25 protein-coding genes and 2 pseudogenes are annotated in these 25,851 nt (G+C 64.8%); 18 read left to right on the top strand and 9 right to left on the bottom strand.

Annotated elements, in window-relative coordinates; genetic code table 11:
• The first annotated feature begins 54 nt into the window (after positions 1 to 54).
• Both FJV43_RS02515 and FJV43_RS02510 read left to right on the top strand, forming a co-directional pair.
• Positions 55 to 1,587: an acyl-CoA carboxylase subunit beta gene (locus FJV43_RS02515; protein WP_239624399.1), complete on the top strand. Its 1,533-nt coding sequence runs from the start codon at positions 55 to 57 to the stop codon at positions 1,585 to 1,587.
• Positions 1,588 to 2,032: 445 nt separating this feature from the next.
• Positions 2,033 to 2,380 (top strand): hypothetical protein, encoded by a 348-nt coding sequence (locus FJV43_RS02510; protein WP_239624398.1) that lies wholly within the window; start codon positions 2,033 to 2,035, stop codon positions 2,378 to 2,380.
• 16 nt (positions 2,381 to 2,396) lie between these two features.
• Here FJV43_RS02510 and FJV43_RS02505 read toward each other — a convergent pair whose 3' ends face one another.
• Positions 2,397 to 2,549 carry a hypothetical protein gene (locus FJV43_RS02505; RefSeq protein ID WP_239624396.1) on the bottom strand — a complete coding sequence of 51 codons (153 nt, stop codon included), beginning with the start codon at positions 2,547 to 2,549 and terminating at the stop codon, positions 2,397 to 2,399.
• 75 nt (positions 2,550 to 2,624) lie between these two features.
• Positions 2,625 to 3,278: a glutathione S-transferase family protein gene (locus FJV43_RS02500; RefSeq protein ID WP_239624395.1), complete on the bottom strand. Its 654-nt coding sequence runs from the start codon at positions 3,276 to 3,278 to the stop codon at positions 2,625 to 2,627.
• A gap of 124 nt (positions 3,279 to 3,402) precedes the next feature.
• On the opposite strand from FJV43_RS02500, the gene FJV43_RS02495 reads away from it, so the two are divergent.
• On the top strand, positions 3,403 to 3,717 hold the full coding sequence (locus FJV43_RS02495; RefSeq protein WP_239624393.1) for a hypothetical protein: 315 nt from the start codon (positions 3,403 to 3,405) through the stop codon (positions 3,715 to 3,717).
• A gap of 111 nt (positions 3,718 to 3,828) precedes the next feature.
• A complete protein-coding gene (locus FJV43_RS02490; RefSeq protein WP_239624391.1) occupies positions 3,829 to 4,113 on the top strand; it encodes a twin-arginine translocation signal domain-containing protein in 285 nt (94 codons plus the stop codon).
• Positions 4,114 to 4,275: 162 nt separating this feature from the next.
• On the opposite strand, the gene FJV43_RS02485 is transcribed toward FJV43_RS02490, so the two are convergent.
• From FJV43_RS02485 to FJV43_RS02475, 3 genes are all read right to left on the bottom strand, one after another.
• Positions 4,276 to 4,527: a hypothetical protein gene (locus FJV43_RS02485; protein ID WP_028182358.1), complete on the bottom strand. Its 252-nt coding sequence runs from the start codon at positions 4,525 to 4,527 to the stop codon at positions 4,276 to 4,278.
• A 190-nt stretch (positions 4,528 to 4,717) separates the two neighbouring features.
• Positions 4,718 to 5,728, bottom strand: a complete 1,011-nt coding sequence (locus FJV43_RS02480) for an alpha/beta hydrolase (RefSeq protein ID WP_239624389.1) — start codon at positions 5,726 to 5,728, stop codon at positions 4,718 to 4,720.
• A 194-nt stretch (positions 5,729 to 5,922) separates the two neighbouring features.
• Entirely contained in the window at positions 5,923 to 6,621 is a 699-nt protein-coding gene (locus FJV43_RS02475) for an ArsR family transcriptional regulator (protein WP_239624388.1), read from the bottom strand.
• A gap of 145 nt (positions 6,622 to 6,766) precedes the next feature.
• Between FJV43_RS02475 and FJV43_RS02470 the strand changes: the two genes are divergently transcribed.
• From FJV43_RS02470 to FJV43_RS02460, 3 genes are read left to right on the top strand one after another with little or no spacing between them, the layout of a single operon-like run.
• Complete coding sequence (locus FJV43_RS02470) at positions 6,767 to 7,075, top strand: NIPSNAP family protein (RefSeq protein WP_131867649.1); 309 nt, start codon at positions 6,767 to 6,769, stop codon at positions 7,073 to 7,075.
• A 23-nt stretch (positions 7,076 to 7,098) separates the two neighbouring features.
• Complete coding sequence (locus FJV43_RS02465) at positions 7,099 to 7,449, top strand: antibiotic biosynthesis monooxygenase (RefSeq protein WP_239624386.1); 351 nt, start codon at positions 7,099 to 7,101, stop codon at positions 7,447 to 7,449.
• A gap of 50 nt (positions 7,450 to 7,499) precedes the next feature.
• Positions 7,500 to 8,309 (top strand): isocitrate lyase/phosphoenolpyruvate mutase family protein, encoded by an 810-nt coding sequence (locus tag FJV43_RS02460; RefSeq protein ID WP_239624384.1) that lies wholly within the window; start codon positions 7,500 to 7,502, stop codon positions 8,307 to 8,309.
• Between the two features lie 58 nt (positions 8,310 to 8,367).
• Here the strand turns inward: FJV43_RS02460 and FJV43_RS02455 are convergent, their stop codons facing one another.
• Complete coding sequence (locus FJV43_RS02455) at positions 8,368 to 8,793, bottom strand: hypothetical protein (RefSeq protein WP_239624382.1); 426 nt, start codon at positions 8,791 to 8,793, stop codon at positions 8,368 to 8,370.
• A 166-nt stretch (positions 8,794 to 8,959) separates the two neighbouring features.
• Between FJV43_RS02455 and FJV43_RS02450 the strand changes: the two are divergent.
• Positions 8,960 to 9,611: pseudogene (locus FJV43_RS02450) on the top strand (trimeric intracellular cation channel family protein).
• Between the two features lie 55 nt (positions 9,612 to 9,666).
• Here FJV43_RS02450 and FJV43_RS02445 read toward each other — a convergent pair.
• On the bottom strand, positions 9,667 to 10,887 hold the full coding sequence (locus FJV43_RS02445) for a c-type cytochrome (RefSeq protein WP_239624380.1): 1,221 nt from the start codon (positions 10,885 to 10,887) through the stop codon (positions 9,667 to 9,669).
• Positions 10,888 to 11,179: 292 nt separating this feature from the next.
• Between FJV43_RS02445 and FJV43_RS02440 the strand changes: the two genes are divergently transcribed.
• The 9 genes and pseudogenes from FJV43_RS02440 (at position 11,180) to FJV43_RS02400 (ending at position 24,286) form a co-directional block, all read left to right on the top strand.
• Positions 11,180 to 14,671 (top strand): indolepyruvate ferredoxin oxidoreductase family protein, encoded by a 3,492-nt coding sequence (locus FJV43_RS02440; RefSeq protein ID WP_239624378.1) that lies wholly within the window; start codon positions 11,180 to 11,182, stop codon positions 14,669 to 14,671.
• A 974-nt stretch (positions 14,672 to 15,645) separates the two neighbouring features.
• Complete coding sequence (locus FJV43_RS02435; protein ID WP_239624376.1) at positions 15,646 to 16,803, top strand: thiolase domain-containing protein; 1,158 nt, start codon at positions 15,646 to 15,648, stop codon at positions 16,801 to 16,803.
• A complete protein-coding gene (locus tag FJV43_RS02430; RefSeq protein ID WP_092192950.1) occupies positions 16,803 to 17,192 on the top strand; it encodes an OB-fold domain-containing protein in 390 nt (129 codons plus the stop codon). Before FJV43_RS02435 ends, FJV43_RS02430 begins: the two co-directional genes overlap by 1 nt.
• 208 nt (positions 17,193 to 17,400) lie before the next feature.
• On the top strand, positions 17,401 to 18,261 hold the full coding sequence (locus tag FJV43_RS02425) for a MaoC family dehydratase (protein ID WP_061027166.1): 861 nt from the start codon (positions 17,401 to 17,403) through the stop codon (positions 18,259 to 18,261).
• A gap of 191 nt (positions 18,262 to 18,452) precedes the next feature.
• Positions 18,453 to 19,331: an SDR family oxidoreductase gene (locus FJV43_RS02420; protein ID WP_239624374.1), complete on the top strand. Its 879-nt coding sequence runs from the start codon at positions 18,453 to 18,455 to the stop codon at positions 19,329 to 19,331.
• A 199-nt stretch (positions 19,332 to 19,530) separates the two neighbouring features.
• Positions 19,531 to 20,484, top strand: coding sequence for a dihydrodipicolinate synthase family protein (locus tag FJV43_RS02415; protein ID WP_239624372.1), 954 nt, complete (start codon positions 19,531 to 19,533; stop codon positions 20,482 to 20,484).
• A gap of 4 nt (positions 20,485 to 20,488) precedes the next feature.
• Positions 20,489 to 21,286, top strand: a complete 798-nt coding sequence (locus FJV43_RS02410; RefSeq protein WP_239624370.1) for an NUDIX hydrolase — start codon at positions 20,489 to 20,491, stop codon at positions 21,284 to 21,286.
• A gap of 35 nt (positions 21,287 to 21,321) precedes the next feature.
• Positions 21,322 to 21,471, top strand: a pseudogene (locus tag FJV43_RS02405) (EamA/RhaT family transporter); the annotation flags it as partial.
• A 127-nt stretch (positions 21,472 to 21,598) separates the two neighbouring features.
• Positions 21,599 to 24,286 (top strand): PAS domain S-box protein, encoded by a 2,688-nt coding sequence (locus tag FJV43_RS02400; protein ID WP_239624369.1) that lies wholly within the window; start codon positions 21,599 to 21,601, stop codon positions 24,284 to 24,286.
• Here the strand turns inward: FJV43_RS02400 and FJV43_RS02395 are convergent, their stop codons facing one another.
• Complete coding sequence (locus FJV43_RS02395; RefSeq protein WP_028178611.1) at positions 24,287 to 24,640, bottom strand: GrlR family regulatory protein; 354 nt, start codon at positions 24,638 to 24,640, stop codon at positions 24,287 to 24,289.
• 261 nt (positions 24,641 to 24,901) lie between these two features.
• Here FJV43_RS02395 and FJV43_RS02390 point away from each other — a divergent pair, with 261 nt between their 5' ends.
• Positions 24,902 to 25,399, top strand: a complete 498-nt coding sequence (locus tag FJV43_RS02390; protein WP_239624367.1) for a hypothetical protein — start codon at positions 24,902 to 24,904, stop codon at positions 25,397 to 25,399.
• A 54-nt stretch (positions 25,400 to 25,453) separates the two neighbouring features.
• Here FJV43_RS02390 and FJV43_RS02385 read toward each other — a convergent pair whose 3' ends face one another.
• Positions 25,454 to 25,840: a VOC family protein gene (locus FJV43_RS02385; RefSeq protein ID WP_239624366.1), complete on the bottom strand. Its 387-nt coding sequence runs from the start codon at positions 25,838 to 25,840 to the stop codon at positions 25,454 to 25,456.
• Between the last annotated feature and the right edge of the window lie 11 nt (positions 25,841 to 25,851).

Here is a 25,851-nt window from a genome sequence, read left to right as displayed (position 1 = left end):
GCCCGCAAAATGCCGTGTTAGAACCCCGCATCACTTAAGAACTGGCGGGAGCAAATGAAACACATCCTGGACGCCCTCGAAGACCGTCGCGCCGCCGCAAAACTCGGCGGCGGGGAAAAGCGCATCGAGGCGCAGCACGCCCGCGGCAAGCTGACGGCGCGCGAGCGCATCGAGCTGCTGCTCGACAAGGGGTCGTTCGAGGAGTTCGACATGTTCGTCGAGCACCGCTCCACCGAGTTCGGGATGGAGAAGACCAAGGTTCCCGGCGACGGCGTCGTTACCGGCTGGGGCACCGTCAACGGCCGCAAGACGTTTGTCTTCGCCAAGGACTTCACCGTGTTCGGCGGCTCGCTGTCCGAGACCCACGCGCTGAAGATCACGAAACTTCAGGACATGGCGATGAAGGCGAGGGCGCCCATCATCGGCCTCTATGACGCGGGCGGCGCCCGCATCCAGGAAGGCGTCGCCGCGCTCGCCGGCTACTCCTACGTCTTCCGCCGCAACGTGCTGGCCTCGGGCGTGATCCCGCAGATCTCCGTCATCATGGGCCCCTGCGCCGGCGGCGACGTCTATTCGCCGGCCATGACCGACTTCATCTTCATGGTGAAGAACACCAGCTACATGTTCGTCACCGGCCCGGACGTCGTGAAGACCGTCACCAACGAGGTCGTCACCGCCGAAGAGCTCGGCGGCGCCTCGGTGCACGCCACGCGCTCCTCGATCGCCGACGGCGCCTTCGAGAATGACGTCGAGACGCTCTTGCAGATGCGGCGCCTGATCGACTTCCTGCCGTCCAACAATACGGATGGCGTGCCGGAATGGCCGAGCTTCGACGACATCGGCCGCGTCGACATGTCCTTGGACACGCTGATCCCCGACAATCCGAACAAGCCCTACGACATGAAGGAGTTGATCCTGAAGGTCGTGGACGAGGGCGACTTCTTCGAAATCGCGGAAAGTTTCGCCAAGAACATCGTCACCGGCTTCGGCCGCATCGCCGGCCGTACCGTCGGCTTCGTCGCCAACCAGCCGATGGTGCTGGCCGGCGTGCTCGACAGCGATGCCTCGCGGAAAGCGGCCCGCTTCGTCCGCTTCTGCGACGCCTTCAACATCCCGATCGTCACCTTCGTTGACGTGCCGGGCTTCCTGCCCGGCACCGCGCAGGAATATGGCGGCCTGATCAAGCATGGCGCGAAACTGCTGTTCGCCTATTCGCAGTGCACCGTGCCGCTCGTCACCATCATCACCCGCAAGGCCTATGGCGGCGCCTTCGACGTCATGGCTTCCAAGGAGATCGGCGCCGACATGAACTACGCCTGGCCGACCGCCCAGATCGCCGTGATGGGCGCCAAGGGCGCGGTCGAGATCATCTTCCGCTCTGATATTGGCGACCCCGACAAGATCGCGGCGCGCACCAAGGAATACGAAGACCGCTTCCTGTCCCCCTTCATCGCAGCCGAGCGCGGCTATATCGATGACGTCATCATGCCGCACTCGACCCGCAAGCGGATCGCGCGGGCGCTCGCGATGCTGAAGGACAAGAAGACGGAAATGCCGGCGAAGAAGCACGACAATTTGCCGTTGTGAGGGAAGTGTACCCGGATGAGTGTATCGACATCCGGGTTCTTGCTCATGTCGCTCCGCTCATGCGGGCTACGGCGCAAGATCCGGGGAAAGCAGGGTAGTCGAAGGCCAGTCTTATATGCCGGACGTTTTCGAATTGCCTGAGGACCACCCGCTACGGGTTGCACATAAGAAGTGCAGCAATCACCGTGCGGAGATCGAAAGCAGTCGGCTTTGCGGTTGTTTCTATTGCAAGCAGACGTTTGACCCCGATCGGATTGTCGAGTGGGTTGATAAGGATTCCACCGCCCTGTGCCCCGAGTGTGGAATCGACAGTGTTCTTGGGGACGCCTCAGGAGTGCAGATCAACAAGTCCTTCTTGGAGGCGATGCACTCGGCCTGGTTTGCTGTCCGCTAGGCCGCTGGCATCAAGCTCCGTTCGAGACCAAGCATCGGCGATCTGGACCCAATGACCGACGACGACCCGACCGACGAAATCTCCGACATCGAAGATCGCATCGAGCGGCTCGCCGAGATCGCCGAGCGCTGCCGGAAGTACATCCTGGCGTCGAAGATCGCGATCGGGGGCGGGGCAGCGCTGCTGGTGGTGACGATCCTCGGCGTGTTTGGATTTGGTCAGACTGCCGCGCTCGGTTCGATCGCCCTGGTGCTCGGCGGGATCGTCTCGCTCGGCTCGAACGTCTCGACGTTGCGGCAGACGGACGAGGCCATCAGCGCTGCGGAGGCGCGGCGTGCGGCGCTGATCGGCAGCATCGACCTCCGTGTCGTTGCCGATGCGCCGCTGAAGCTGGTGTGACGCGCGCCAGCACGCCTCACGCGGCGGTCTTGAGCGTCAGCACCGACAATTCCGTGCGGCATTCGGCGGCGAAAGCTTGAAGCCGCTCGGCGGTCTGCCGGTCGAGAATGGCTTTGGCGAGCCGCTCGGCGCGGGCGATCTGCTGTTTGAGATATTCGATGCGGACCATGGGTCACCTGTCGAATGGCGTCCTTCCGTTTCCAACGATCGTACGCCGGGCGCTAAATCAATTGTGTGAGTCACATCACATTCCGCGCACCTTATCCGCCGCCGCGAAATGCGCGATCTGGTCGGCATGGGCTTTGGCGAACGCCGGGCGGCCGGTGGCGCGCGCGACGTAGGCGCGGCAGGCAGGACTGTCCGTCAGCCCGTCGAAACCATCGACGACGCGCAGCACGTCCGACATCAGGATGTCGGCGACGGAGAAGGAGCCGGCCAGCCATTCGCGGCCGGCCAGCACCGGTTCGAGATGCTTGAGCCGAAGCTTGAGGAAGTCGTCCACGAATTTCCACGCTGCCGTGTCGGTCGGATGTCCCATGAACTGCGACATTCCCCAGGGCAGGCTCGCCATCTCCACTGAATTGAGCGCCGCGAACACCCATTCCGTTGTCTCGGCGCGGCCGCGCGGATCGGATGGCATCAGCTTCTCGCTGAGCCCACCGAGATGCAGCAGGATCGCGCCGGTCTCGAAGATCGAGAGGTCGCCGTCGGTCAGCCACGGCACCTGGCCGAATGGCTGGTGCGCCAAATGCGCAGGCCCGCGATCGTCGAACGGGGCGCTTGCGACGCGATAGGGCAGCGCCGCCTCTTCGAGGGCCCAGCGCACACGAAGGTCGCGCACAAAGCCTCGCGGTGCTTCGGGAACCCAATTGAAGGTGGTCAGGGTGAGGTCGGTCATTTGCTGTCTCCGTGTTCGAAGCAAAGGACGAGCGAAGGGCTCCCGTTCCGACATCGGGGCCGGCATTTTTTGTCGTCGTCGGCTTAACCGGCTAAGCTTGCCTCAAACAACAGGAGGAAACCCGATGCCCGCTGCCTTCTTCGTCGTCCGCGCCATCGTCACCGATGCCAGCAAGCGCGCCGCCTTCGACCGATGGTACGAGACGGAACATCTGCCCGATGCGGTGAAGGCGTTCGGCGTGAGTAAGGCCTGGCGGTTCTGGAGCCTGGATGATCCCTCGCTGCACCAGGCGATGTATCAGTTCGATGACGAGGCCAAGCTGAATGCGATGCTGAAAGGTGACGCGCTACAAAAGCTCGTTGCCGACTTCAATCGCGACTGGCCCGACGTGAAGCGCACGCGCGAGACGCTGGTGCTCGCGCAGGAGTTTGCGAAATGAGCGGGAGACATCCGCGGCTCAATTAATCTGAACGCGCGATTCAGCTTCGGTTCATGTCGTGAACGCGACACTTCCTCTGCATCACAGTCACGATGACCAAAGGAAGAAATGATGGAGCGCCGGAACTTTTTGAAACTTGCATTGGGGGTGACAGCGGGCGCCGCCGCCTTCGCCGCAACGGCCGCGCAGGCCGCGCCGCTGTCACCGCAGCCGGTCGGTGATCCCGCCCGTACGCCTCAGGGCAATTCCGACGCTCATCCCGCGGTCACCACCAGCGAGGAAGCCGCCAAGCTGACGCCGGAGCAGGTTCACTACGGCCATCACCGCCACTGGGGCTGGCGCCACCGTCATTGGCGCCGGCATCGCCGCCGCTGGCACCGCCGCCATCACTGGTAAGCTCGCGACGTTCGCGGATTGAAAGGGGATCGCCGCCGGCGGTCCCCATTTCGATTCTGGAAGCGCCCAGGTCCATGGCGGACGAAGCGTCGGCAGCAACTCCAAAAAAAGTGGCCGCGCTGGCTTTTGCCGCGCGGCCACTTTGAACGCAAATGGACGAGGTCAGAACGGGCGGCAGCGGCCGGCGTACCAGCGGAATCCGTAGGGGCAAACACGCGCGCGAGGCACAACGACGACCGGCGCCGGGGCAACCACCACCGGAGCGGGGCGAACGACCACCGGGCCGCGCATCGGACGGCAGCCGCCATAGGGGCCGCGGTACCAACCCGGGCCGCAACCGCCGGCGGCGCTGGCCGCCTCGCTGAAACCGACGACCGCGCTGGCGAGCATGACGGCGGCAAACAGGTATTTCATTGGGTCTTCCTTCTCGTCCTTGGAGGCAGGCTAGGGGAATGGCGCTTTTGGCGCACAATGATTCAAGAGACACGATTCGACACGTTAAATCTGGGGCGTGCCGACACGTTGCGATCCAAACCTGCCAATCATGACCTGAATGCGGCATGAACGGTCCGCGCATCCTGCCTCAGACGACACGCAAGTGTCGCTAGCGGCCGAGAAAGCCAAGCACCAGCTCCTCGTACTTCTCGGGCGCCTCCAGGAAGACGAGATGCCCGGTGTTCGGAATCACTTCTGCCCGCGCATTCGGCATCTTCGCCGCCAGGGCCTTCGCCAGTTCGGCGTTCTGCCCCATCTTGGCCCGCAGTGCCTCGGGCGCGAGTGGCCGGCCCGGCGCGTTGTGGTCGTCGGCCCCCATGATGAACAGCGTGGGCAGCGCGATGAGCGGGATCTCGTGCGCCACCGGCTCCCGGTAGATCATCTGGCCGGAACTGACGAAGGCGCGCAGCCAGCGCGGATAGTCGGGGCTGCCCTTGATGTTGAATCGGGCATCGATGAACGGCGTGATTGCCTCGGCCGGCAGCTTGATCGCGTAATTGGTCTGGAGCTGCTTGCGATAGCCCTCCGCCGTGAGCTTGTCCTCGGTCTCGATCATCTTCTCGGTCGGCGTCGGGGGCACGTAGAGGCGGTAATCCTCCAGCCCGATCGGCGCGGTCAGCACCAGATGGGCGACGCGGTCGGGATAGGCGCGGGCGATGCGCACGCCGAGCATGCCGCCGAGCGAGTGGGCGACGACCTCGGCCTTGTCGATCTTGAGGTGATCGAGCAGCGCAATGGTGTTGCGCGCCAGATTGTCGAAATGCAGTTCGCCCTGCGGCTTGGAGGATTTGCCGAATCCGATCTGGTCCGGCACCACGACGCGAAAACCGGCCTCGCCCAGCATCTTGATCACGGGGGCCCAATAGCTCGACGGGAAATTGCGCCCGTGCAGCAGTACGACGGTGCGGCCGTTCGGCTGCGCGGCGGCCACGTCCATGTAGGCCATGCTGAGTTGCTCGCCGTCGTTGACGACCGGCAGGAGGTGCACGGGGTAGGGATAGGCAAAGCCTTCGAGCGCGATGCCATAGGGCTCGCGGGGCGGCGTGTCCGCGGCGCGCGTGGGCGTGAAGGGGAAAGCGAGGAGGGCGACCGCGAGTGCGGCGGAGAGGATGCGGATCATGGGGGTCTCGTGGTTAGCCATGTCGTTCCGGGGCGATGCGAAGCATCGAACCCGGAACCTCGTCATTCCGGGCTCTGCTCTACGAGCCGCCCCGGATTGACGTGGCCATAAACGCGTGGATGGCCGGGTCAAGCCCGGCCGCGACGAGAGCTCGCATTCACACGCAAACGTGCGAACCTACGCGCCCCGCGTGATCAGTCCTGTACGCTGCCGAACAGCGCGGCGAACTGCTTCTCGCCGGTGCGGGTGAAATTCACCACGCGGCTGCCGGGTGTGGCATCGCGCGAGGCCCATTTCAGCTCGGCGAAACGCTGCATCAAGGCCGCGCCCAGCGTGCCGGCCAGATGGTGGCGCCGCTCGCTCCAGTCGAGGCAGGCCTTGCACACCGGACGGCGCGGATGAGCCAGCATCTCGGGCGAGATCTGCAAATGTTTGGCGAGGAAGCGCTCGCCCTCGGCCGTCAGCTCGATATCCTGCTTCTTCTGCCTGACCAGGTTTCGCTCGCGCATGGTGTCGAGCATCTGCACGCCGAGATCGCCGGCGAGATGGTCGTAACAGATCCGCGCCCGCCGCAGCGCCGGATCCTTCGGTCCGGTGCGCACGCGCATGTGGCCGGTCCGCGCGGCGAGGCCCGCGAGGCCCTCGAGCACGCCGGCGACGTCGTCATCGGTGAGGCGGTAATAGCGGTGGCGGCCCTGCTTCTCCGGCTCGATGAGGCCGCCGGCCTCGAGCTTCGAAAGATGCGAGCTTGCGGTCTGCGGCGTGATGCCGGCCTCCTGCGCCAGCTCGCTCGCGGTGAGCGCGCGGCCGTTCATCAGCGCGGTCAGCATGTTGGCGCGGGCGGGATCGCCGACAAGGGAGGCGACCATCGCGATGTCAGGACCTGATTTCATGCTTCGATGGTAGCCGAAGCATCGCCGGTGGGCAAGCGCGTAACGTGTGCCTGCAAACACGTCATTGCGAGCAGAGCGAAGCAATCTAGTGCTTCAGCGGCGACGGCGTCGCTTTGCGTTCTCGACGAGAAAATCAGGATCCATCATGCCCGTCACCGTCTTCATCCGCTACCAGCTCGATCCGTTCAAGCGCGCGCAGTTCGAGGAATATTCGAAGCGCTGGCTCACCATCATCCCGAGATGTGGCGGCGAGTTGATCGGTTACTTCATGCCGCACGAGGGCACCAACAACATCGCGTTCGCCTTGATTTCGTTCGAGAGCCTTGCAGCGTACGAATCCTATCGCAAACGGCTGCGCGCCGATCTCGACGGCACGGCGAATTTCAACTTCGCGGAGGCCGAGAAATTCATCCTCGCGGAAGAGCGCACCTTCCTGCGCAAGGTGGTATTGTAGGCCATCAATGCAAGGAGATGCCCATGATCGCCGTGATCTTCGAAGTCTGGCCCAAGCCGGAACACCGCCAGGATTATCTCGACCTCGCGGCCGACCTCAAGCCGCTGCTGCAAACCATCGACGGCTTCATCTCGGTCGAGCGCTTCGAGAGCCTGACCGAGAAGGGCAAGATCCTGTCGGTGTCGTTCTGGCGGGATGAGGCAGCCGTGCAGGCCTGGCGCAACACGATGGAGCATCGCCGCACGCAGGCGAAAGGCCGCGCAAAAATCTTCGCGGACTATCATCTGCGCATCGCCAGCGTGATCCGGGATTACAGCATGACCGACCGCGAGCAGGCTCCGAAGGATAGCCGCGCGGTGCACGACGCCCACTAGCGCACTTGAAGACGCGCGCCTATCTCTGCGCAGCAACGAGGGAGAGAAACATGCACGTGACGACCGCGGACAAGCGCGCGACATTCAGGAAGATGCACGAGAGCGGCTGCTTCATCCTGCCCAATCCGGTCGATGTCGGCAGCGCGAAAGCCTTGCAACATCTCGGTTTCAAGGCGATCGCGTCCTCGAGCGCAGGCTTTGCCTGGACCATCGGCAAGGCCGACAACCACGTCAACGTCGAGGACGTCTGTCAGCATCTGGCAGCATTGAGCTCGGCCGTCGACATTCCCGTGAACGCCGATTTCGAGGGCGGCTTTGCCGTCGAGCCGGACAGGGTCGCCGACAATGTCGAGCGCTGTGTGCGCACCGGCGTCGCGGGCCTCTCGATCGAGGATTCCACCGGCGACAAGGACAAGCCGCTCTACGAAAGCGCGCTTGCGGTCGAGCGCATCAAGGCCTCGCGCAAAGCGATCGGCGACAGCGGCACGCTGCTGGTCGGCCGCTGCGAGGCTTACTTGTGGGGCATCACCGACCTCAAGCTCGTCATCGATCGGCTGACTGCTTATGCCGATGCCGGCGCCGACTGTCTCTACGCGCCCGGCCTGAAGAGCCGCGAGGACATCGCCGCGGTGGTGAAGGCGGTGCATCCAAAGCCGTTCAACCTCCTGATCGGCGCGTCCGGCCTGTCGCTGCAGGAAGCCCGAGATCTCGGCGTGCGCCGCATCAGTGTGGGCGGCTCGCTCGCCCGCGCCGCCTGGGGCGGCTTCATGCGCGCTGCAAAGGAGATGGCGGAGAAGGGAACGTTCACGGAGCTTGGCGGCGGCTATTCCGGCGGCGAGCTCAACAAGATGTTCAGCTAGGCCAACGAAAAGCGGCGGGATGTTGCATCCCGCCGCTCTCACGTCTCATTGCGAACTGTTACTTCGCGCCGCTGGACGGCGTCTGCGCATCCGGCGCCGGCTTTGCAGCAGGCGTATCGGGAGCCGGGGCAGCAGGCCTGCTCGGCGCCGCACCCGTGGTCACGCCCGGCTCGGTATTGTTGCGCGGGGTCACGTCGCGCATGCCAGGAGGTGCCGCCGGATTGGTCGGCTGCGTCTGCGCAGTCTGCGAGGCCGGCGTGTTGCTGGCCTGGTTGGTCGTGGTGGTATTGTTCAAGCCGTAGAACACCGCGCCCAGCACCAGCGCGACCGCTACCGCAAACAGCGCGATCTTGCCGCTGGAGGCAGGGCCTTCCCCGAGCTCGGGATCGGCTTGAAGGTCGGCATCCCGGCGCGCCGCGCGAGCAAACTCATCGTCGGCGAGGTTCGGGCGATACGGATCGTTGGGAAAACGGTCGTCAGCCATCGATTGGATCTCCTCGGGTTATGACGTCGGGACAACCCTCAGGTGCGAGATTCCGTTCCGCGCCACCCACTGCTTTCGTCGCATGTTGCTCTCCTGTCGGGAATCGGGAACCTGTTCGCTCGGGAACTGGACGCGAGTTCCATGGGCGCGACGAGGAGCGAAGCCGATGTGGAGTCTGCCGCCGACCGATAGCGTGCTGCACTTTCTGGCCCTCGTCGCCTTGACGGCGGAGGGCATGACGGCAGCACTGGCCGCGGGGCGGCGCAGCATGGATTATGTCGGCGTTTGTCTTCTCGCCTGCATCACCGCGCTTGGCGGCGGCACGCTGCGCGACCTGTTCCTCGGTCACTATCCGCTGGTGTGGGTGGCCAACCCGATCTACCTTGCTCTGCCGGGTGGGGGCGGCGCTGCTGACGATCCTGATCGCGCGCCTCGTGCATCGGCTGCACCTTGCCTTCATCGTGCTCGATGCGATCGGCCTCGTCGTTTTCACCATGATCGGCTGCAACGTCGGCTGGCAGATGGATGCCTCGCTGCCGATCGTGATCGTCTCGGGCATGGTGACGGGCTGCGCCGGCGGCGTGTTGCGCGATGTGCTCTGCAACGACGTGCCGCTGCTGTTTCGATCCGAGCTCTATGCCAGCGTCTCGGTCGTCACGGGCTTGTTCTACGCCACGGCGTTCGGCTTCAATCTCAATGCCGAGCTCTGGACGATTTTGACCTTCGTGCTCGGCCTCAGCTTCCGCCTGCTCGCGGTGCACTACAGATGGGAGATGCCGAAATTCGTGTTCACCGGGGATGAGGAGAAGGAGCGGTGAGCGCTGTCGCGCGCGAGTGGCGAATAGCGAATGGTTCTCGGCCATTCGCCACTCGCTATTCCCCACTCGCCTCTCTCTTCCTCGCCCTCGCCACCTGGGCCGGCGTCACGAGCAGGCCCGCATTGCCCCAGGAATTGCGGATGTAATTCGTCACCGCCGCAATCTCGTCGTCGGACAGTTGCTTGGCATAACCCGGCATCTCCCCGGTGTTGGGCGCGCGCGGTGTGGTCACGGTGTGGGCGCCGTCGAGGATGATGCGCAAGGTGGAGGTTGGGTTGTTGGATTGCAGCAGCGCATTGCCTGGCAACGGCGGATAGATGCGCGGGGCGCCGGAGCCGTCGGCCTCATGGCAGGCGATGCAGAGTTTTGCGTAGACGGCCTGGCCGGCCTTCATCTCGGCATCGTCCGGCGGCGTCACGATCGTCTCGCGTCGCGTCGACGGCAGGCTCTTCAAGTAGATGGCGATTGCGCGGACATCGGCATCGCTCATTTTCGCGGTGGCGTTGACGACGACCTCCGCCATCGGCCCGCCGGCATGGCTTTTGGCGTTGCGCCCGCTTTGCAGATACTCCGTGATGTCCTCCTCGCTCCACGATTTCAGCCCGGTGCGGACGGCGCCATCGAGGCGGGGGGCAAACCAGCCTCCGACCTCGTTGCCGGATAGCGCCTGCGCGTCCCTGTCGGCGCCGAAGTAGTTTTTCGGCGTGTGGCAGGCGCCGCAATGACCGAGCCCGGTGACGAGATAGCCGCCTCTGTTCCAGGCCGCGCTCTTGCTCTGGTCCGGCTCGAACAGGCCGGGCTTGAAGTACATGGCGTTCCACAGCCGCATCAGGCCGCGATAGCCGAACGGCCAGCGCAGTTCCGGCGGCTTGTTGCGGTTCGCCACGGGCGCCAGCGTGGCGAGATAGGCGCGGATCGCCAGCGTGTCGTCCTTCGTCATTTTGGTGAAGTAAGGATAGGGAAACGCCGGGTAATAGTTCGAGCCGTCGGGCGCGATGCCGTAGCGCAGCGCACGGGTGAAATCGGCATCCCTCCAGGCGCCGATTCCGGTGTCGCGGTCAGGCGTCAGGTTCGGCGCAAAGATCGCGCCGAACGGCGTGTCGATCCGCTTGCCGCCTGCGAACGGCTTGGCCGGATCGGCGGTGTGGCAGCCCGCGCAGTCGCCGGCCTCGACCAGCGCCTTGCCGTAGGCGATCAGCTCCGGCGATGGTTCGGCAGCAAGGGCTGCATTTGCAACTGCACTGCACAACGCGATCACAGCCAGAATCGTCCGCATTGAAGGCGTCTCCTGCGACCAATCGCCGTCATCGGCGCCATGGGGGCGGCCATTCATTTCGCGACGGCGGGGGTATGGTGACACAAATTGAAAATGCCCGGCGTGTTTGAGGCCACGAAATTGCGATTTTTACCCGGCGCGCCCTTTCGTCCAGATTTGTGGTGCGGATCATGAAATATCCGACATAGAGTGGCGGTGATGGTCGGCGCGCCCTAGCTAAAAACAACGGGCAGGCAACGGCTTAAGCGGCTTTTAGATAACAAGGGCCTGAGCAGGGCGAAACGAGGACAGCATGGGCATCAACCAGGGTCCGATCAGTCTCGATCAGAAATACACCCAGCAGACCGGACACGTCTTCACCACGGGCATTCAGGCCCTGGTTCGCCTGCCGATGGCCCAGATCCGGCGCGACCGCGCCAACGGCCTCAACACCGCGGGCTTCATCTCCGGCTATCGTGGCTCGCCGCTCGGCGGCTACGACCAGCAGCTTTTTGCAGCCCGCAAGCATCTCGAGCAGTACAACATCAAGTTCCAGCCCGGCGTGAACGAGGACCTGGCGGCCACCGCCGTCTGGGGCTCGCAGCAGCTCAACCTCTCGCCCGGTGCCAAATACGACGGCGTGGTCGGCATCTGGTACGGCAAGGGCCCGGGCGTCGACCGCTGCGGCGATGTGTTCCGCCACGGCAATGCCGCCGGCTCGGCCAAGAACGGCGGCGTGCTCTGCCTTGCCGGCGATGACCACGGCGCAAAATCCTCCACCGTTCCTCATCAGTCGGACCACGCCTTCATCTCGGCGCTGATGCCCTATCTCTATCCCTCCAGCATCCACGAGATGATCGAGATGGGTCTGCTCGGCATCGCGATGTCGCGCTATTCCGGCTGCTGGGTCGGCATGAAGGTGATCACCGAGACGGTGGAGACCACCGCCGAGATCGACCTCACCGACGAGATGAAGCCTTTCATCATTCCCACCGATTTCGAGCTGCCGCCCGGCGGCCTCAACCTGCGCTGGCCCGACGACCGCTTCGAGCAGGATCGCCGCCTGCAGGACTACAAGGGCTTTGCCGCGATCGCCTTCGCGCGTGCCAACAAGGTCAACCGCGTCACCATGGATTCGCCGAACGCCCGCTTCGGCATCATGGCGTCGGGCAAGAGCTATGAGGACGTGCGGCAGGCGCTGCGCGAACTGGGGATCACCGAGGAGGTCGCCGCCAAGATCGGCCTTCGCCTCTACAAGATCGGCATGCCCTGGCCGCTGGAGCCGGAAGGCGTGCGGCAATTCGCGGTCGGGCTCGAAGAGATATTCATCATCGAGGAGCGCCGCGAGATCGTCGAGAACCAGGTCAAGCAGGAGCTGTTCAACTGGCGCGACGACGTCCGTCCGCGCATCGTCGGCAAGATGGACGAGCACGACAAGCGCTTCCTGACCTTCGCCGCCGAGCTCAGCGTCGCCTCGCTTGCGACCTCGCTCACGGAACGCCTGCTTCGACTTAATCTCAACCCCGAAATCGCGGAGATGCTCCGCGTCAAGGCCGACTGGTTCAACGGCCGTCAGGCCACCCAGATGCAGGCGGTCGCGCCTGTCTCCCGCACCCCGTATTTCTGCTCCGGCTGCCCCCACAACACCTCGACCAAGGTCCCCGAAGGCAGCCGCGCGCTTGCCGGCATCGGCTGTCACTTCATGGCGCTGTGGATGGACCGCTCGACCGAGACCTTTACGCATATGGGCGGCGAGGGCGTGCCGTGGGTGGGCATCGCGCCCTTCACCAACGAGAACCACATCTTCGCCAATCTCGGCGACGGCACCTATTTCCACTCCGGCTTGCTCGCCATTCGCCAGGCGGTCGCCTCCAAGACCAACATCACCTACAAGATCCTCTACAACGACGCCGTCGCCATGACCGGCGGCCAGCGCCATGACGGCGATCTCTCGCCGCAGCAGATCACCTTCCAGCTCCACGCCGAGGGCATCCGCGAGATCTATCTGGTCTCGGAGGCGCCCGACGCCTATCCGGCCGACACCATCGCGCCCGGCGTGAAGAAGTATCACCGCGACGAGCTCGACAGCGTCATGAAGATGTGCCGCGAGTACAAGGGCACGTCGGCGATCGTCTTCGTGCAGACCTGCGCGGCCGAAAAGCGCCGGCGCCGCAAGCGCGGCCTGATGGAGGATCCGGCGCGCCGCGTCATGATCAACCCCGCCGTTTGCGAAGGCTGCGGCGACTGCTCGGTGCAGTCGAACTGCATCTCGGTGGAGCCGCTGGAGACCGAGTTCGGCCGCAAGCGCGCCATCAACCAGTCCTCGTGCAACAAGGACTATTCCTGCCTGAAGGGCTTCTGCCCGTCCTTCGTCACTGTCGACGGCGGCAAGCCGCGTCACCGTGCGCCGGCCGAGCTCAGCGAGATCGGCGAGCTGCCTGAGCCGGCCTCGCGACCGACTCTCGACAAGCCCTACAACATCGCGGTCGGCGGCGTCGGCGGCACGGGCGTGCTCACGATCGGCGCGCTGCTCGGCATGGCCGCCCATATCGAGGGCAAGGCCTCGATGATCCTCGACATGTCAGGCCTTGCGCAGAAGGGCGGGGCGGTGCTCAGCCACGTCCGCCTGTCGGATCATCCGGCGGAGGTGACCTGCTCGCGCATCGTCACCGGCACGGCCGATCTCGTGCTCGCGGCCGACGAGGTGGTCGCCGTCGCCAAGGACACGATCTCGCTCTGCGACACCAGCCGCACCCGCGGCATCATCAACAGCCACGTGATCCCGACCGCCGACTTCGTCCTCAACCGCGACTTCAACTTCCAGACCCGCAAGCTCAACGCGGTGCTGGAGACGGCGCTGCACAAGGACTCCGTCTTCTTCGACTTCACCAGGCCGGCCGAGCAGCTGCTCGGCGATGCCATCGCCACCAACATGATGATGATGGGCTACGCCTACCAGAAGGGGCTGTTCCCGCTCTCGGCAGAATCGATCGAGCAGGCGATCGAGGTCAACGGCGTCTCGATCAAGATGAACAAGGAAGCCTTCCGCCTCGGACGCCTCGCGGTCGCGGACCCCGCGCGCCTTGCCGCGATGCTGAAGGGAACGGACGAGGTGGTCGCGCCGAAGACGCTGGACGCGATGACGCTCGATGAGGTCATCGAGCATCGCGCCAAGCACCTGACCGCCTATCAGAACGGCCGGCTGGCAAGACGTTATCGCAAGCTGGTCGACCAGGTTCGCGATGCTGCCAAGCAAGGTGGCTATGGCGATGCGCTGCCGCGGGCGGTCGCAGTGAACTACGCCAAGCTCCTCGCCTACAAGGACGAATACGAAGTTGCGCGCCTCTACACCAACGGCGCCTTCGAGCAGCAGCTCCGCGACCAGTTCGAGGGCGACTTCAAATTCAGCTTCAACCTCGCGCCGCCCATCCTGGCGTCCGGCGTTGATGCGCTCGGGCGCCCGAAGAAGCGTGCCTTCGGCCCGTGGATGCTGAACGTCTTCCGCGTCCTGGCAAGGTTCAAATTCCTGCGCGGTACTCCGTTCGACATCTTCGGCCGCAGCGCCGACCGCAAGCTCGAACGCGACCTGATCGCCGGCTACGAGAAGGATGTCACGACCGTGCTCGGCCTGCTGTCTCCCGTCACGATCGACACCGCCGTCGAACTGCTCTCGCTGCCCGACCGCATCCGCGGCTACGGCCCGGTGAAGGAGAAAGCGGTGGCCGATGCCAAGCTTCGCTACGCCCAGCTCGCCGCCGACCTCGCGAGCCCGCCGCCGGCGCCCAGGCAGATCGCGGCGGAGTAGGACGGTCCCGTAGGGTGGGCAAAGGCGCAACGCGCCGTGCCCACCATCTCGCCGTAGTTGCGCAAAAGACGTGGGCACGCTTCGCTTTGCCCACCCTACGACACCATCCGTTGTGCTGCTCGTCGGGCAAAACACCCAAGAGACGGGTCAATCCAGCGGCACGAAAACATTCCGCTTTACCGAAATTCGGAATTATCGTATTCGTCTGTCACCTCATCCCAGTCAGAGGGGCGTATCGCGATCGTCACGAAACGCGGGGTGAGTGGCGGTGGACGCGGGCTGCGTCGCACGAGCAATCGTCTCGCGCGCACGACGGGCGTGGTCTCGCGTACGGCAAAATCGTGTGGTCCTGACGCCCGGGGTCTGTGCGTCAAGTCTTGCGATCGCTCGCAAGGCGACGGGGGCAATAGTGCATCGCTCCCCGGGGAGAGCACGACATAAGCCGTAAAGCCACTGCGCAGGGAAGGCCGGATGTTTGGCCGCACCTGTATGCCGCTGTGCATCTGTTCTTCGCGCATTCGCGCACAGCGGACCGTGGGTGCCCAGCCGGCACCCGGTCTTCCCTGCGCCCTTGTTTCGAGAGGGAGCAAGACGGAAGCAAAGCTCGGGCGAAACGCGCCGCGAGGATGCTTCAACGCGCTCGCAATCGCTCTGCTGAGGCAGGGAGTAATGCAAGACCGTCATCCTGAGGCGCGAGCCTCTTCGGCGAGCCTCGAAGGACGACGGCCCGACCGTTGCGGCAGGGAGAGCGCTGCAGCATCCCGGCCGTGCATCCTTCGAGGCTCCCCAAGCGGCGCGTTGCGCCGCATGGCTCGCACCTCAGGATGACGGTGCTGAATTCGGGGCTCGTTTCCACCCCACTTGCGCCAACCCGCTGCCCTCTCGCGCGACGGAATATTTCCGCGCTTGCCAATCAGGCCATCGCGGTTCAGAAAAAAACCGAGCAAGAAGAAGCGCAAGCGGAGACCTGAAGTTTGACCATCAAGGGCAAGGCCTACATTGCCGGGATCTACGAACACCCGACCCGGCATGCGCCGGACAAATCCACCGCCCAGCTCCACGCCGAGGTCGCCAAGGGCGCGATCGAGGACGCCGGGATCAGCAAGGACGATATCGACGGCTATTTCTGCGCGGGCGACGCGCCGGGCGGCGCCTGGCCGATGGTCGATTATCTCGGCCTCAACACCAAAAAGCTTCGCCATGTCGATTCCACCGAGACCGGCGGCTGTTCCTACATCATCCATCTCGGTCACGCCGCCGAGGCGATCGCGGCGGGCAAATGCTCGATCGCGCTGATCACGCTCGCCGGCAAGCCACGCACCGGGGCGATGCCGCCGCGCGCGGCCGGCGCCGAGGTCGATTTCGAGACGGCCTACGGCGCGACCACGCACAATGCCTACGGCATGTGTGCCATGCGCCATATGCACGACTATGGCACCACCAGCGAGCAACTCGCCTGGATCAAGGTCGCGGCATCGCACCACGCGCAATACAATCCGCATGCGATGCTCAAGGACGTCGTCACCGTCGAGGACGTTCTTAACTCGCCGATGATCTCCGATCCCTTGCATCGCATGGATTGCTGCGTCGTCTCCGACGGCGGCGGCGCGCTGATCGTGACCACGCCCGAGATCGCCAAGAGCCTGAAGAAGCCTCTGGTGCGCCTGATCGGTCATGGCGAGGCGATGAAGGGTCCGCGCGGCGGCAAGGATCTCGACCTCACTTATTCCGCCGGCGTCTGGTCCGGCCCGCGCGCGTTCGAGGAAGCCGGCATCACGCCGAAGGACATCAAATACGCCTCGATCTACGACAGCTTCACCATCACCGTCCTGATGCAGCTGGAAGACCTCGGCTTCTGCAAGAAGGGCGAAGGCGGCAAGTTCGTCGCCGACGGCAACCTCATCTCGGGCGTCGGCAAGCTGCCGTTCAACACCGACGGCGGCGGCCTCTGCAGCAACCATCCGGTCAACCGCGGCGGCATGACCAAGATCCTCGAGGCCGTGCGGCAGCTGCGTGGCGAGGCGCATCCGAAGGTGCAGGTTCCGAATTGCGATCTCGCCATCGCCCACGGCACTGGCGGCCTTTTGGGCGTGCGCCATGCCGCCTCGACCGCCATTCTGGAGCGCGTGTGATGAGCGAAGCGAAGAAATATCCGGCACCGGTGACGAACCCGGAAACCGCAGCGTTCTGGGACGCGGCGAAGCAGGGCAAGTTCATGATCAAGCGCTGCACCGCCTGTGGTGAGGCGCACTACTTCCCGCGCTCGATCTGCCCGTTCTGCTACTCCGACAAGACGGTGTGGGAGGAGGCGTCGGGCGAGGGCACGATCTACACCTGGAGCCTGATGCGGAAGTCGCCGACCGGTCCTTACGCGATCGGCTACGTCACGCTGAAGGAAGGGCCGTCGGTGCAGACCAACTTCGTCGACTGCGATCTGGAGAAGCTGAAGATCGGCCAGAAGGTGAAAGTGGTGTTCAAGCCGACCGACGGCGCGCCGCTGCCGTTCTTCACGCCGGTGTAGCTGTTTTCTTCCTTCTCCCCTTGCGGGAGAAGGTGGCGCGAAGCGCCGGATGAGGGGTATCGCTCCGCGGAGAAAGCTCTCGATGCGGAGCCAACCCCTCACCCAAATGAGTTTGTTGCGGGCAGCATCTGGCCCTCTCCCACAAGGGGAGAGGGCGCATCAATAGGCGCCGCCGCCCGCCGAAGAAACGCCGGGAGGAAACCAGAAAATGTCCGCCAGATACGAAGAGCTCAAAGGCCTGAAGAACATCGGCCAGAAATACGCCTACACCGACCGCGAGGTGATGCTCTACGCCTACGGCATCGGCCTCGGCGCCGATCCCATGGACGAGAAGGAACTCGCCTTCGTCAACGAGGGCACGCTGACGCCGCGTCCGCTGAAGGTGGTGCCGACCTTCGCCTCCGTCGCGGCCTGGGGTTCGGGGCCGGGCGAGATGAATCTCAACCGCGTGATGGTGGTGGATGGCGAGCGCGACATCACCTTCCACCAGCCGCTGCCGGTCGCCGCCAACATCACTGCCGATTCCTCCGTGCTCGAGGTCTACGACAAGGGCAAGGACAAGGGCGTCGTCATCGTTCACCAGACCGTGCTGAAGAACGAGAAGGGCGAGAAGCTGGCGACGCTGGTTGCCTCGCGCTTTGCGCGTGGCGATGGCGGCTTTGGCGGGCCGAACCTGACCCAACCCGATCCGCACAAGATCCCCTCGCGCGCGCCCGACAAGACCATCGACATCACGACGCGTCCGGACCAGGCGCTGGTCTATCGCCTCTGCGGCGACCGCAATCCGCTGCACTCCGATCCGGAGTTCGCGAAGAAGGCCGGTTTCCCGCGCCCGATCCTGCACGGCATGTGCACCTACGGCATCACCTGCCGCGGCGTGCTCCAGACCTATGCCGACTACGACGCAAGCGCGTTCCGCCAGCACGTCGCGCGGTTCTCCTCGCCGGTCTATCCCGGCGAGACCGTGACCATGGACCTCTGGAAGGACGGCAACGTGATCTCGTTCGAGGCCAAGGTGAAGTCGCGCGGCGTTACCGTGATCAAGAACGGCAAGACGGTGCTGGGTTAGGCGGGCACCGGCGTCTCACTCCCTCTCCCCGCTTGCGGGGAGAGGGTGGGGTGAGGGGGAGTCTCCGCAGGGACGGTGACAGTCGAGTTCGCGGAGGCTCCCCCTCACCCTGAAATCAAGCTGTGCTTGATTTCCGACCTCTCCCCGCAAGCGGGGAGAGGTGAAAGAAAGACAAACAGGGAGAAGCCACCATGGGATTGCTCGACGGCAAGGTTGCGCTGATCACCGGCGCGGGCGGGGGGCTCGGTGAGGCCTACGCAAAGCTGTTCGCTCGGGAAGGGGCATCTGTCGTCGTCAACGATCTCGGCGGGCCACGCGACGGCTCCGGCGCCGACAAGTCGATGGCGCATCAGGTGGTGGACGCGATCAAGGCCGAGGGCGGCAAGGCGGTCGCCAACGGCGCCGACATCTCCACCATGGGGGGCGGCCAGTCGGTATTCGACGACGCCATCAAGCATTTCGGCCGTGCCGACATCCTCGTCAACAATGCCGGCATTTTGCGCGACCAGACCTTCGCCAAGGCCTCCGAGGCCGACTGGGACAAGGTCATCAAGGTGCACCTGAAGGGCACCTTTTGTTGCACCCTGCCGGTGTTTCGCTGGATGCGGGAAAACGGCGGTGGCGTCATCGTCAACACCTCCTCGACATCAGGGCTGATCGGCAATTTCGGCCAAAGCAACTACGGTGCGGCCAAGGGCGGCATCTGGGGCCTGTCGAACGTGCTGGCGATCGAGGGCCGCAAGTACAACATCCGGGTCTGGACGCTGGCCCCGGGGGCCCTGACCCGCATGACCGCAGACCTGCCCCGCTATAAGGAGAACCCCGGCGCGGCGCTGGGGCCGGACGGCATCGCGCCCGCCGTGCTATACATGGTCAGCGACTTGTCGGGCGACCAGACCGGCAAGGTGCTGGGCGTGTCCGGGCCCCGCGGCGTGCGCGAAATGCGGATGATGGAAATGGAAGGCTGGAAACCGCCGCACACGGGCTGGAAAGCCCAGGACATCGTCGATCACGCCAAGGAGATCTTCTTCTCCGAGGAGCAGATCAAGATGGGGGCGCGGCGGTTTTAGTCAGAAAGCGCTGAATGGGCCGTCCCGGCCGAATCATTGGCCTTCTCGCTTTGGCAGCGCTCGCGATCTTGTTCGTACTTTACTGGCGGTCGATTGTTTTTGTGACCATGGTTCTGCTCTATACCGCGTGGCACCGTTTGTTTGGCTGACACGGCCAGAGCGGAACTGGGTCACTTGCAAGGAGAGATAGGGAAAGACGATGCAACTCACCGCCGACGCCAAGGGCACCTTCGCAATCGCGCCGACGCCGTTCCACGACGACGGCCGGATCGACGAGCGCTCGATCGACCGCCTGACCGATTTCTACGAGGAGGTCGGCTGCGACGGCGTCACGGTGCTCGGCATCATGGGCGAAGCCCCGAAGCTCGACGCCGCCGAGGCCGAGCAGGTGGCGGTGCGCTTCGTCAAGCGCGCCAAGAAGATGCAGGTGATCGTCGGCGTCTCCGCGCCGGGCTTTGCCACCATGCGCTCGCTGGCGAAGGCCTCGATGGATGCGGGCGCGGCCGGCGTGATGATCGCGCCGCCGCCCAGCTTGCGCACCGACGATCAGATTATCGGCTATTTCAAGCAGGCGGCCGAGGCGATCGGCCCTGACGTGCCCTGGGTGCTCCAGGACTATCCGCTGACCCTCTCGGTGGTGTTCACGCCCGCGGTGATCCGCAAGATCGTCATGGACAATCCGAACTGCGTGATGCTCAAGCACGAGGACTGGCCGGGCCTGGAGAAGATCTCGGCGCTGCGCAACTTCCAGAAGGACGGTTCGCTGCGGCCGCTCTCGATCCTCTGCGGCAATGGCGGGCTCTTCCTGGATTTCGAGATGGAGCGCGGCGCCGATGGCGCCATGACCGGCTACGCCTTCCCCGAGCTTCTGATCGATGTCGTGCGCCTGTCGAAGCAAGGCAAGCGCGACGCCGCGCACGATCTGTTCGACGCGCATCTGCCGCTGATCCGCTACGAGCAACAACCGGGCGCCGGCCTTGCCGTGCGCAAATACGTGCTGCAGAAGCGCGGCGTCATCGCTTCCAGCGCCCAGCGCAAGCCCAGCGCCACCATCACGGCGGCGGCGAAGGCTGAAGTCGAGTACCTGCTGTCGCGCGTGGCCCGTGTCGACAAGCGCGCCAATCTCGGCCCCCAATCCAGCGCCGCAGGCTAGTCGAATGGCCGAAACATCAGCATCGCGCCCCGCGTCGACGATCCTCCTGCTGCGCGACGGTGCCGCACAGGAAGTCGAGGTCTTCATGATGGTCCGCCATCATCAGATCGAGTTCAACTCGGGCGCGCTGGTGTTTCCCGGCGGCAGCGTCGATGCCGGCGACAAGGAGATCGTCGCGCGCTCGGACCTGTATTCCGGCGGCGAGGGGCTCAGCGAAGCGGACCGCGGATTTCGTATCGCCGCGATCCGCGAGACTTTTGAAGAGAGCGGCATCCTGCTGGCGCGCTCGAAGGAGACGGGCGCGCCGGTCGATGCCAAGCGCGCTGGCGAGATCGCTGACGCACACCGGGTCGCGCTCAACGAGCACAAGATCGGCTTTCTCGACATTCTCGCCGTCAATGGCCTCCAGCTCGCGCTCGACACGCTCGTGCCCTACGCGCACTGGATCACGCCGGAGGGCATGCCCAAGCGGTTCGACACGTGGTTCTTCCTCGCGGCAGCTCCGCCCGACCAGCTCGGCGCCCACGACGGCCGCGAGTCCACGGATTCGATATGGGTCTCGCCGCGCGAAGCGGTGGAGGGCGGTGAGAGCGGCCGCTTCAAGCTGCCGTTTCCGACCACGCGCAACCTGATCCGGCTCGCCAAGCAGCCAAATGTGAGCGCGGCGCTGGAGCACGCCCGCGGCCTGTCCATCGTCACGGTGATGCCGGTCATGACCAAAACCGAAACCGGCCGCCAGCTTCGCATCCCCCGCGAAGCCGGCTATGACGGCGAGGTGTTCGAGGTGGGGGCTGTCGGCTAGAACACTTCGACGCTTGACGAAGTAAGCTCGGCGTTCTCCGCGTTCCCATCGGAGTCGCCATCAGCGTCGCCTTCCTGGGTGAAGCCCTGAGCCGGACCGCCTGGATCGGCCTTGCCTGCGTCGTCCTCGGTGTCGCCGCCATGACCATCCCGGCCCGCAGGGCAGCCAGCGTCAAACTGTCGTAGGACCGAGGCTGAAGAGGGCAACAGGCCCCGATATTAATTAAGGATATTCCGCGCCCCGAGGCATGTTCCCCCCGGGCGGCAATACGTCGTATATTGGGTCTCCAGCAGCCCGGTCCTCAAACCAGCAATGTCCGCCGAATTGACGCCGCCCCCTGAGAAAAGGCGAACATTTTCGCTCTCCATCGGCCAGCTCACCTTCGGCAGTTTTCTGTTGATGCTGGCGGTGATCATCGTCACCTCGACCGCGAGCGTGATCGCGATCCGGCACATCGACACGACATTCGCCGAGCTGCAACGGCTCCAGAGCGTCGGAGATCTCGCCGAGGACATCGATCGCCGCATGAACGAGCTGCGCGTCGCCGCGCGAGACTTCGTCACAGACCCCGGCGCCGGCATCCAGTTCCAGCAGGTGGGCGAGGCGGCCTCGACCCTGAGCGACATCCTGAAGAAGACCCGCATCGAGCTCGCGCCCGAACAGCAGGATATGATCGACGGGGTCACCGAGCGGCTTGCGACCTATCGCAACGGTCTGGAGCGGATCTCGACCCTGATCGACCGCCGCGCCCAGCTGCTCGCCGGCCTGCCGCCGCTGCGCGAACGGTTCGATGCGGCCGTCGCAGGCACTGCGGACCGCGAGCTTGCATCCCGCCTGTCCGAGGCGCAGAGCCGGATCGCGGTCGGGCTGCTCGCGCGCAACCCGTCCGCGGCCGAGCAAGCCGCGCAGGGGATGCGGGCGCTTGATATTGGCGAAGCCACGCTGAAGTCGGCTGTGAACGACTATGCCGAGGCCATCATGGCCGTCGCCGTCCGCGAACGGCAGATCGCCGACATCGATCGCGAGGTGCTGGGCACCGAGGGCCGATTGATCGGCCGCGTCACCGAATTGCTGCGCGAGGTCAGCGCAAGGCGCGGCCACGTGCTGTCGCGCGACTTTGCCCGCACCCTGACCGAGGCGCGGTGGCAGAGCATCGTGCTCGGTACGATCGGCGTGCTGATCGGCATTGCCGCTGCGTTGTTCGTCGTACGCAGGACGGTGCGTCCGCTCGCCCAGATCGCGCGATCCATCCGCGCGCTGGCGGCCGGCCGGAAAGACACCTCGATCCCGTCCGCCGAGCTCGACAATGAGATCGGCGACATCGCGCGGGCGGCCGAAGTGTTCCGCCGCGCGCTGGAGGAGGCCGACACGGCGCGCGAGGCGGCGGTACACGCGCTCACCGAACAGCGCCTCGCGGAAGAGAGCTACCGGAAACTGTTCGAGGGCTCGGTCGACGGCATCTATGTAACGACGCCGGCCGGCGACCTCCTCAACGCCAATCCGGCGCTGGCGCGGATGATGGGCTATGACAGCCCGCAGCAGCTGATCGACAGCATCAACGACATCGCCCACACCATCTACGTCCATCCCGAGGCGCGTGCCGAATACCAGCGGTTGATGGCGCGCGACGGCATGGTGCGCGAGTTCGAGTACCAGGTGCGCCAGCGCAACGGCAACATCCTCTGGCTCTCCGACAGCGCCACGGGCGTGCGGGATGAGCAGGGCAACATCGTCCGCTACGAGGGTACGCTGCGCGACATCACCGACCAGAAGCGCGCGGAGGACGCCATCGCCGAAGGCCGGCGCCTGCTCCAGCAGGTCATCGACACCGTGCCCGCGGTGATCAACGTCAAGGACCGCGAGCTGCGCTACGTGCTGATGAACCGTTACATGGCGGGAATCTTCGGCATCGAGCCCGGCGATGCGCTCGGCCGCACCACGGCCGATCTGATGTCGCGCTATGGCGCGGCCAAGTCCGACGAGAGCGACAAGAGGGTGCTCAAGCTCCGCAAGGGGCTCGGCTTCTACGAGGAGGAATACAAGGACGCGGCAGGCAACATGCGGCAATGGCTGGTCAACAAGCTGCCGCTGCTCGATGCCGAGGGCGAGATCGAGCGGATCGTGACCGTCGCGCTCGACATCGGCGAGCGCAAGCGCGGCGAGCAGGAAATGCGCAAGGCCAAGGAAGCCGCCGAAACCGCGTTGCGCAATCTGCGCGAAACCCAGGCCTCGTTGATCGAGGCGGAGAAGCTCGCCGCGCTCGGGCGCCTGGTCGCCGGTGTCGCCCACGAGGTCAACAATCCCGTCGGCATCAGCCTCACGGTCGCCTCCGCGCTGGAGCGCAAGACCGCGATGTTCACCGCCGAAGTCGAGCGCGGCGAGCTGCGCCGCTCCACCCTCAACGACTTCCTCAACACCAGCCGCGATGCGTCCTCGCAGCTCGTCTCCAATCTCAACCGTGCCGCCGAGCTGATCCAGTCGTTCAAGCAGGTCGCAGCGGACCGCAACTATTCGGACCAGCGTACTTTCGATCTCGGCGACCTCACCGAGCAGGTGGTGATGAGTCTGCGGCCGGGCCTGCGCAAGCACAATCTGACGCTGAACGTCGAGTGCCAGCCGGACCTGAACATGAACAGCTATCCAGGCCCGTACGGCCAGGTGCTGACCAACCTGTTTCTCAATTCGGTGGCACACGCCTTCCCGGACGGCCGGCCCGGGACGATCGAGATCCAGGTGCGCGAATCCGGCAAGGACAATGTCGAGATCATCTTCTCCGACAATGGCTGCGGCATGTCGCTCGACGTCCGCCGCCGTGCCTTCGATCCGTTCTTCACGACACGGCGCGACCAGGGCGGCACCGGCCTTGGGCTGCACATCGTCTACAGCATCGTTACGAATCGGCTCGGCGGACGGCTCGATCTCGATTCCGAACCTGGCGGCGGCACGCGTATCCAGATCATCCTGCCGCGCGTGGCGCCGCTCGAGCAGGCTGCGGAATAGCTAATCGACCTCTGCGAGCTTGTGCAGGGTGGCGCCGAAAATCAGGCTGGCCTTGCCGACCAGCGCTGTGCCCGTCATCTCCGCGCGCGTGTCCGTGTAGGTGCCGCTGACGCCGATGCCGACCGGGGCGGGGCCGCCGAATAGCGGATTGTCGTCGCCCCGAGGCGAAGTGTGCCGTTGCACCAGCACCTCGCCTTTGAAGGTGTTGTTGTTCTTCACCGTGTAGCTGCCGGTGTAATAGAGGTAGGCATCGCCGCCAAGAATCTTGCCGTCGCGGAAAAGAATCACGCCGCTGCCCTTGCCGACTCGACCATCGAGCAGGGTCACGTGAATTGAATAGAGGCCGTTCTTCATAACGTCCCGTGGGCCGGCCGCCATCGCCCAATGGCGTCACCGGTCCGGCTTTTATGCCAAAGCCCATCCCCTCGCGCAACGCGGCAGTTTGCCGGCCGCTCGCGGAAGCCTGCAGCGGCGAGCCGTAATTGTCCCGGCTTGTGCTGATGCCGTCATGACGCTCTGATGGTGAAGCGGGGGCTCGCCGTTACGAATCGGGGTTGGCCCGCGAAATGCATAATCATTGTTGCACTGGCCGCGGGGTGCTGGAGCAAGACGAACGTGACCAACTGGATCGATTCCGGCGGTGATGAGCCGCGTCTGTACGGTGCGCGTCCCACGAATTGCAAAAGCGAACAACGGCGGATTGGCAGTGCGATGCGCCGGCGCAGCCTGACAAGCCTGGCCTACGCCTTGGCCTTGCTTGCGCTGGCAGCCCCCTTTGGGCACGCGCGCGACCGCGGGCAGTTCGTCAACACCAATGCCGAATTGAAAGCATGGTTCGACAGTCTGCGCAGCGGCAAGGGGCCTTGCTGCTCCGATGCCGACGGTTCGGCGCTCTCGGACTCCGACTGGGACAGCAAGGACGGGCACTATCGTGTCCGCGTCCCGCGCCACGGCTACGCGCTCGACGGCCAGCAGCAGGAACTCGTCTGGGTCGATGTGCCCGAGGAGGCCGTGATCTCGGAGCCGAATCGGGTGGGGCGCACCATGGTCTGGCCGATCTACGGCTACATGGGCGTCACCATCCGCTGCTTTATGCCCGGTAGCATGACTTAGCCCCACGCGGGCTCACGTCGTCCCGGTGGCATGCCTGAGGCGGCCTGCGCCGCGTCAGGTGTACTTCTTGTCGCGCTCGAGCAGCTCGATGGAGATGCCTTCGGGGCCGCGGATGAAGCAGATGCGCACGCCGGGCCGAATGGTCGTCGGCTCGCGCGTGAAGGTGACGCCCTTGGCCTTGATCTCGGCGGCGACGGCGTCGATGTCCTTCACCGTCAGGCCAAAATGGTCGAGACCCTGATGCGGATGCGGGGGCGGCGGGTTGACGGCGTTGTCGCCCTCGAGCGGTGCGATGAAGATCCTGGCTCCGCCGAGGTTCACGTCGATCCGTCCGGGGGCGCGCACCACCTCGCCACCAAGGATGTCGCGCAGCCAGGCCGCCGTGGCCTCTGGATCGGGACTGCGGAGATGGATGTGATCCCAGGTGACGGCGATTGGCATTTCATATTCTC

This window comes from Bradyrhizobium sp. I71 (assembly GCF_022354745.1).
GTDB classification, from domain to species: Bacteria; Pseudomonadota; Alphaproteobacteria; order Rhizobiales; family Xanthobacteraceae; genus Bradyrhizobium; species Bradyrhizobium liaoningense.
The sequence above is the reverse complement of the archived record's forward strand: the minus strand, read 5'-3'. Positions and strand labels throughout refer to the sequence as shown.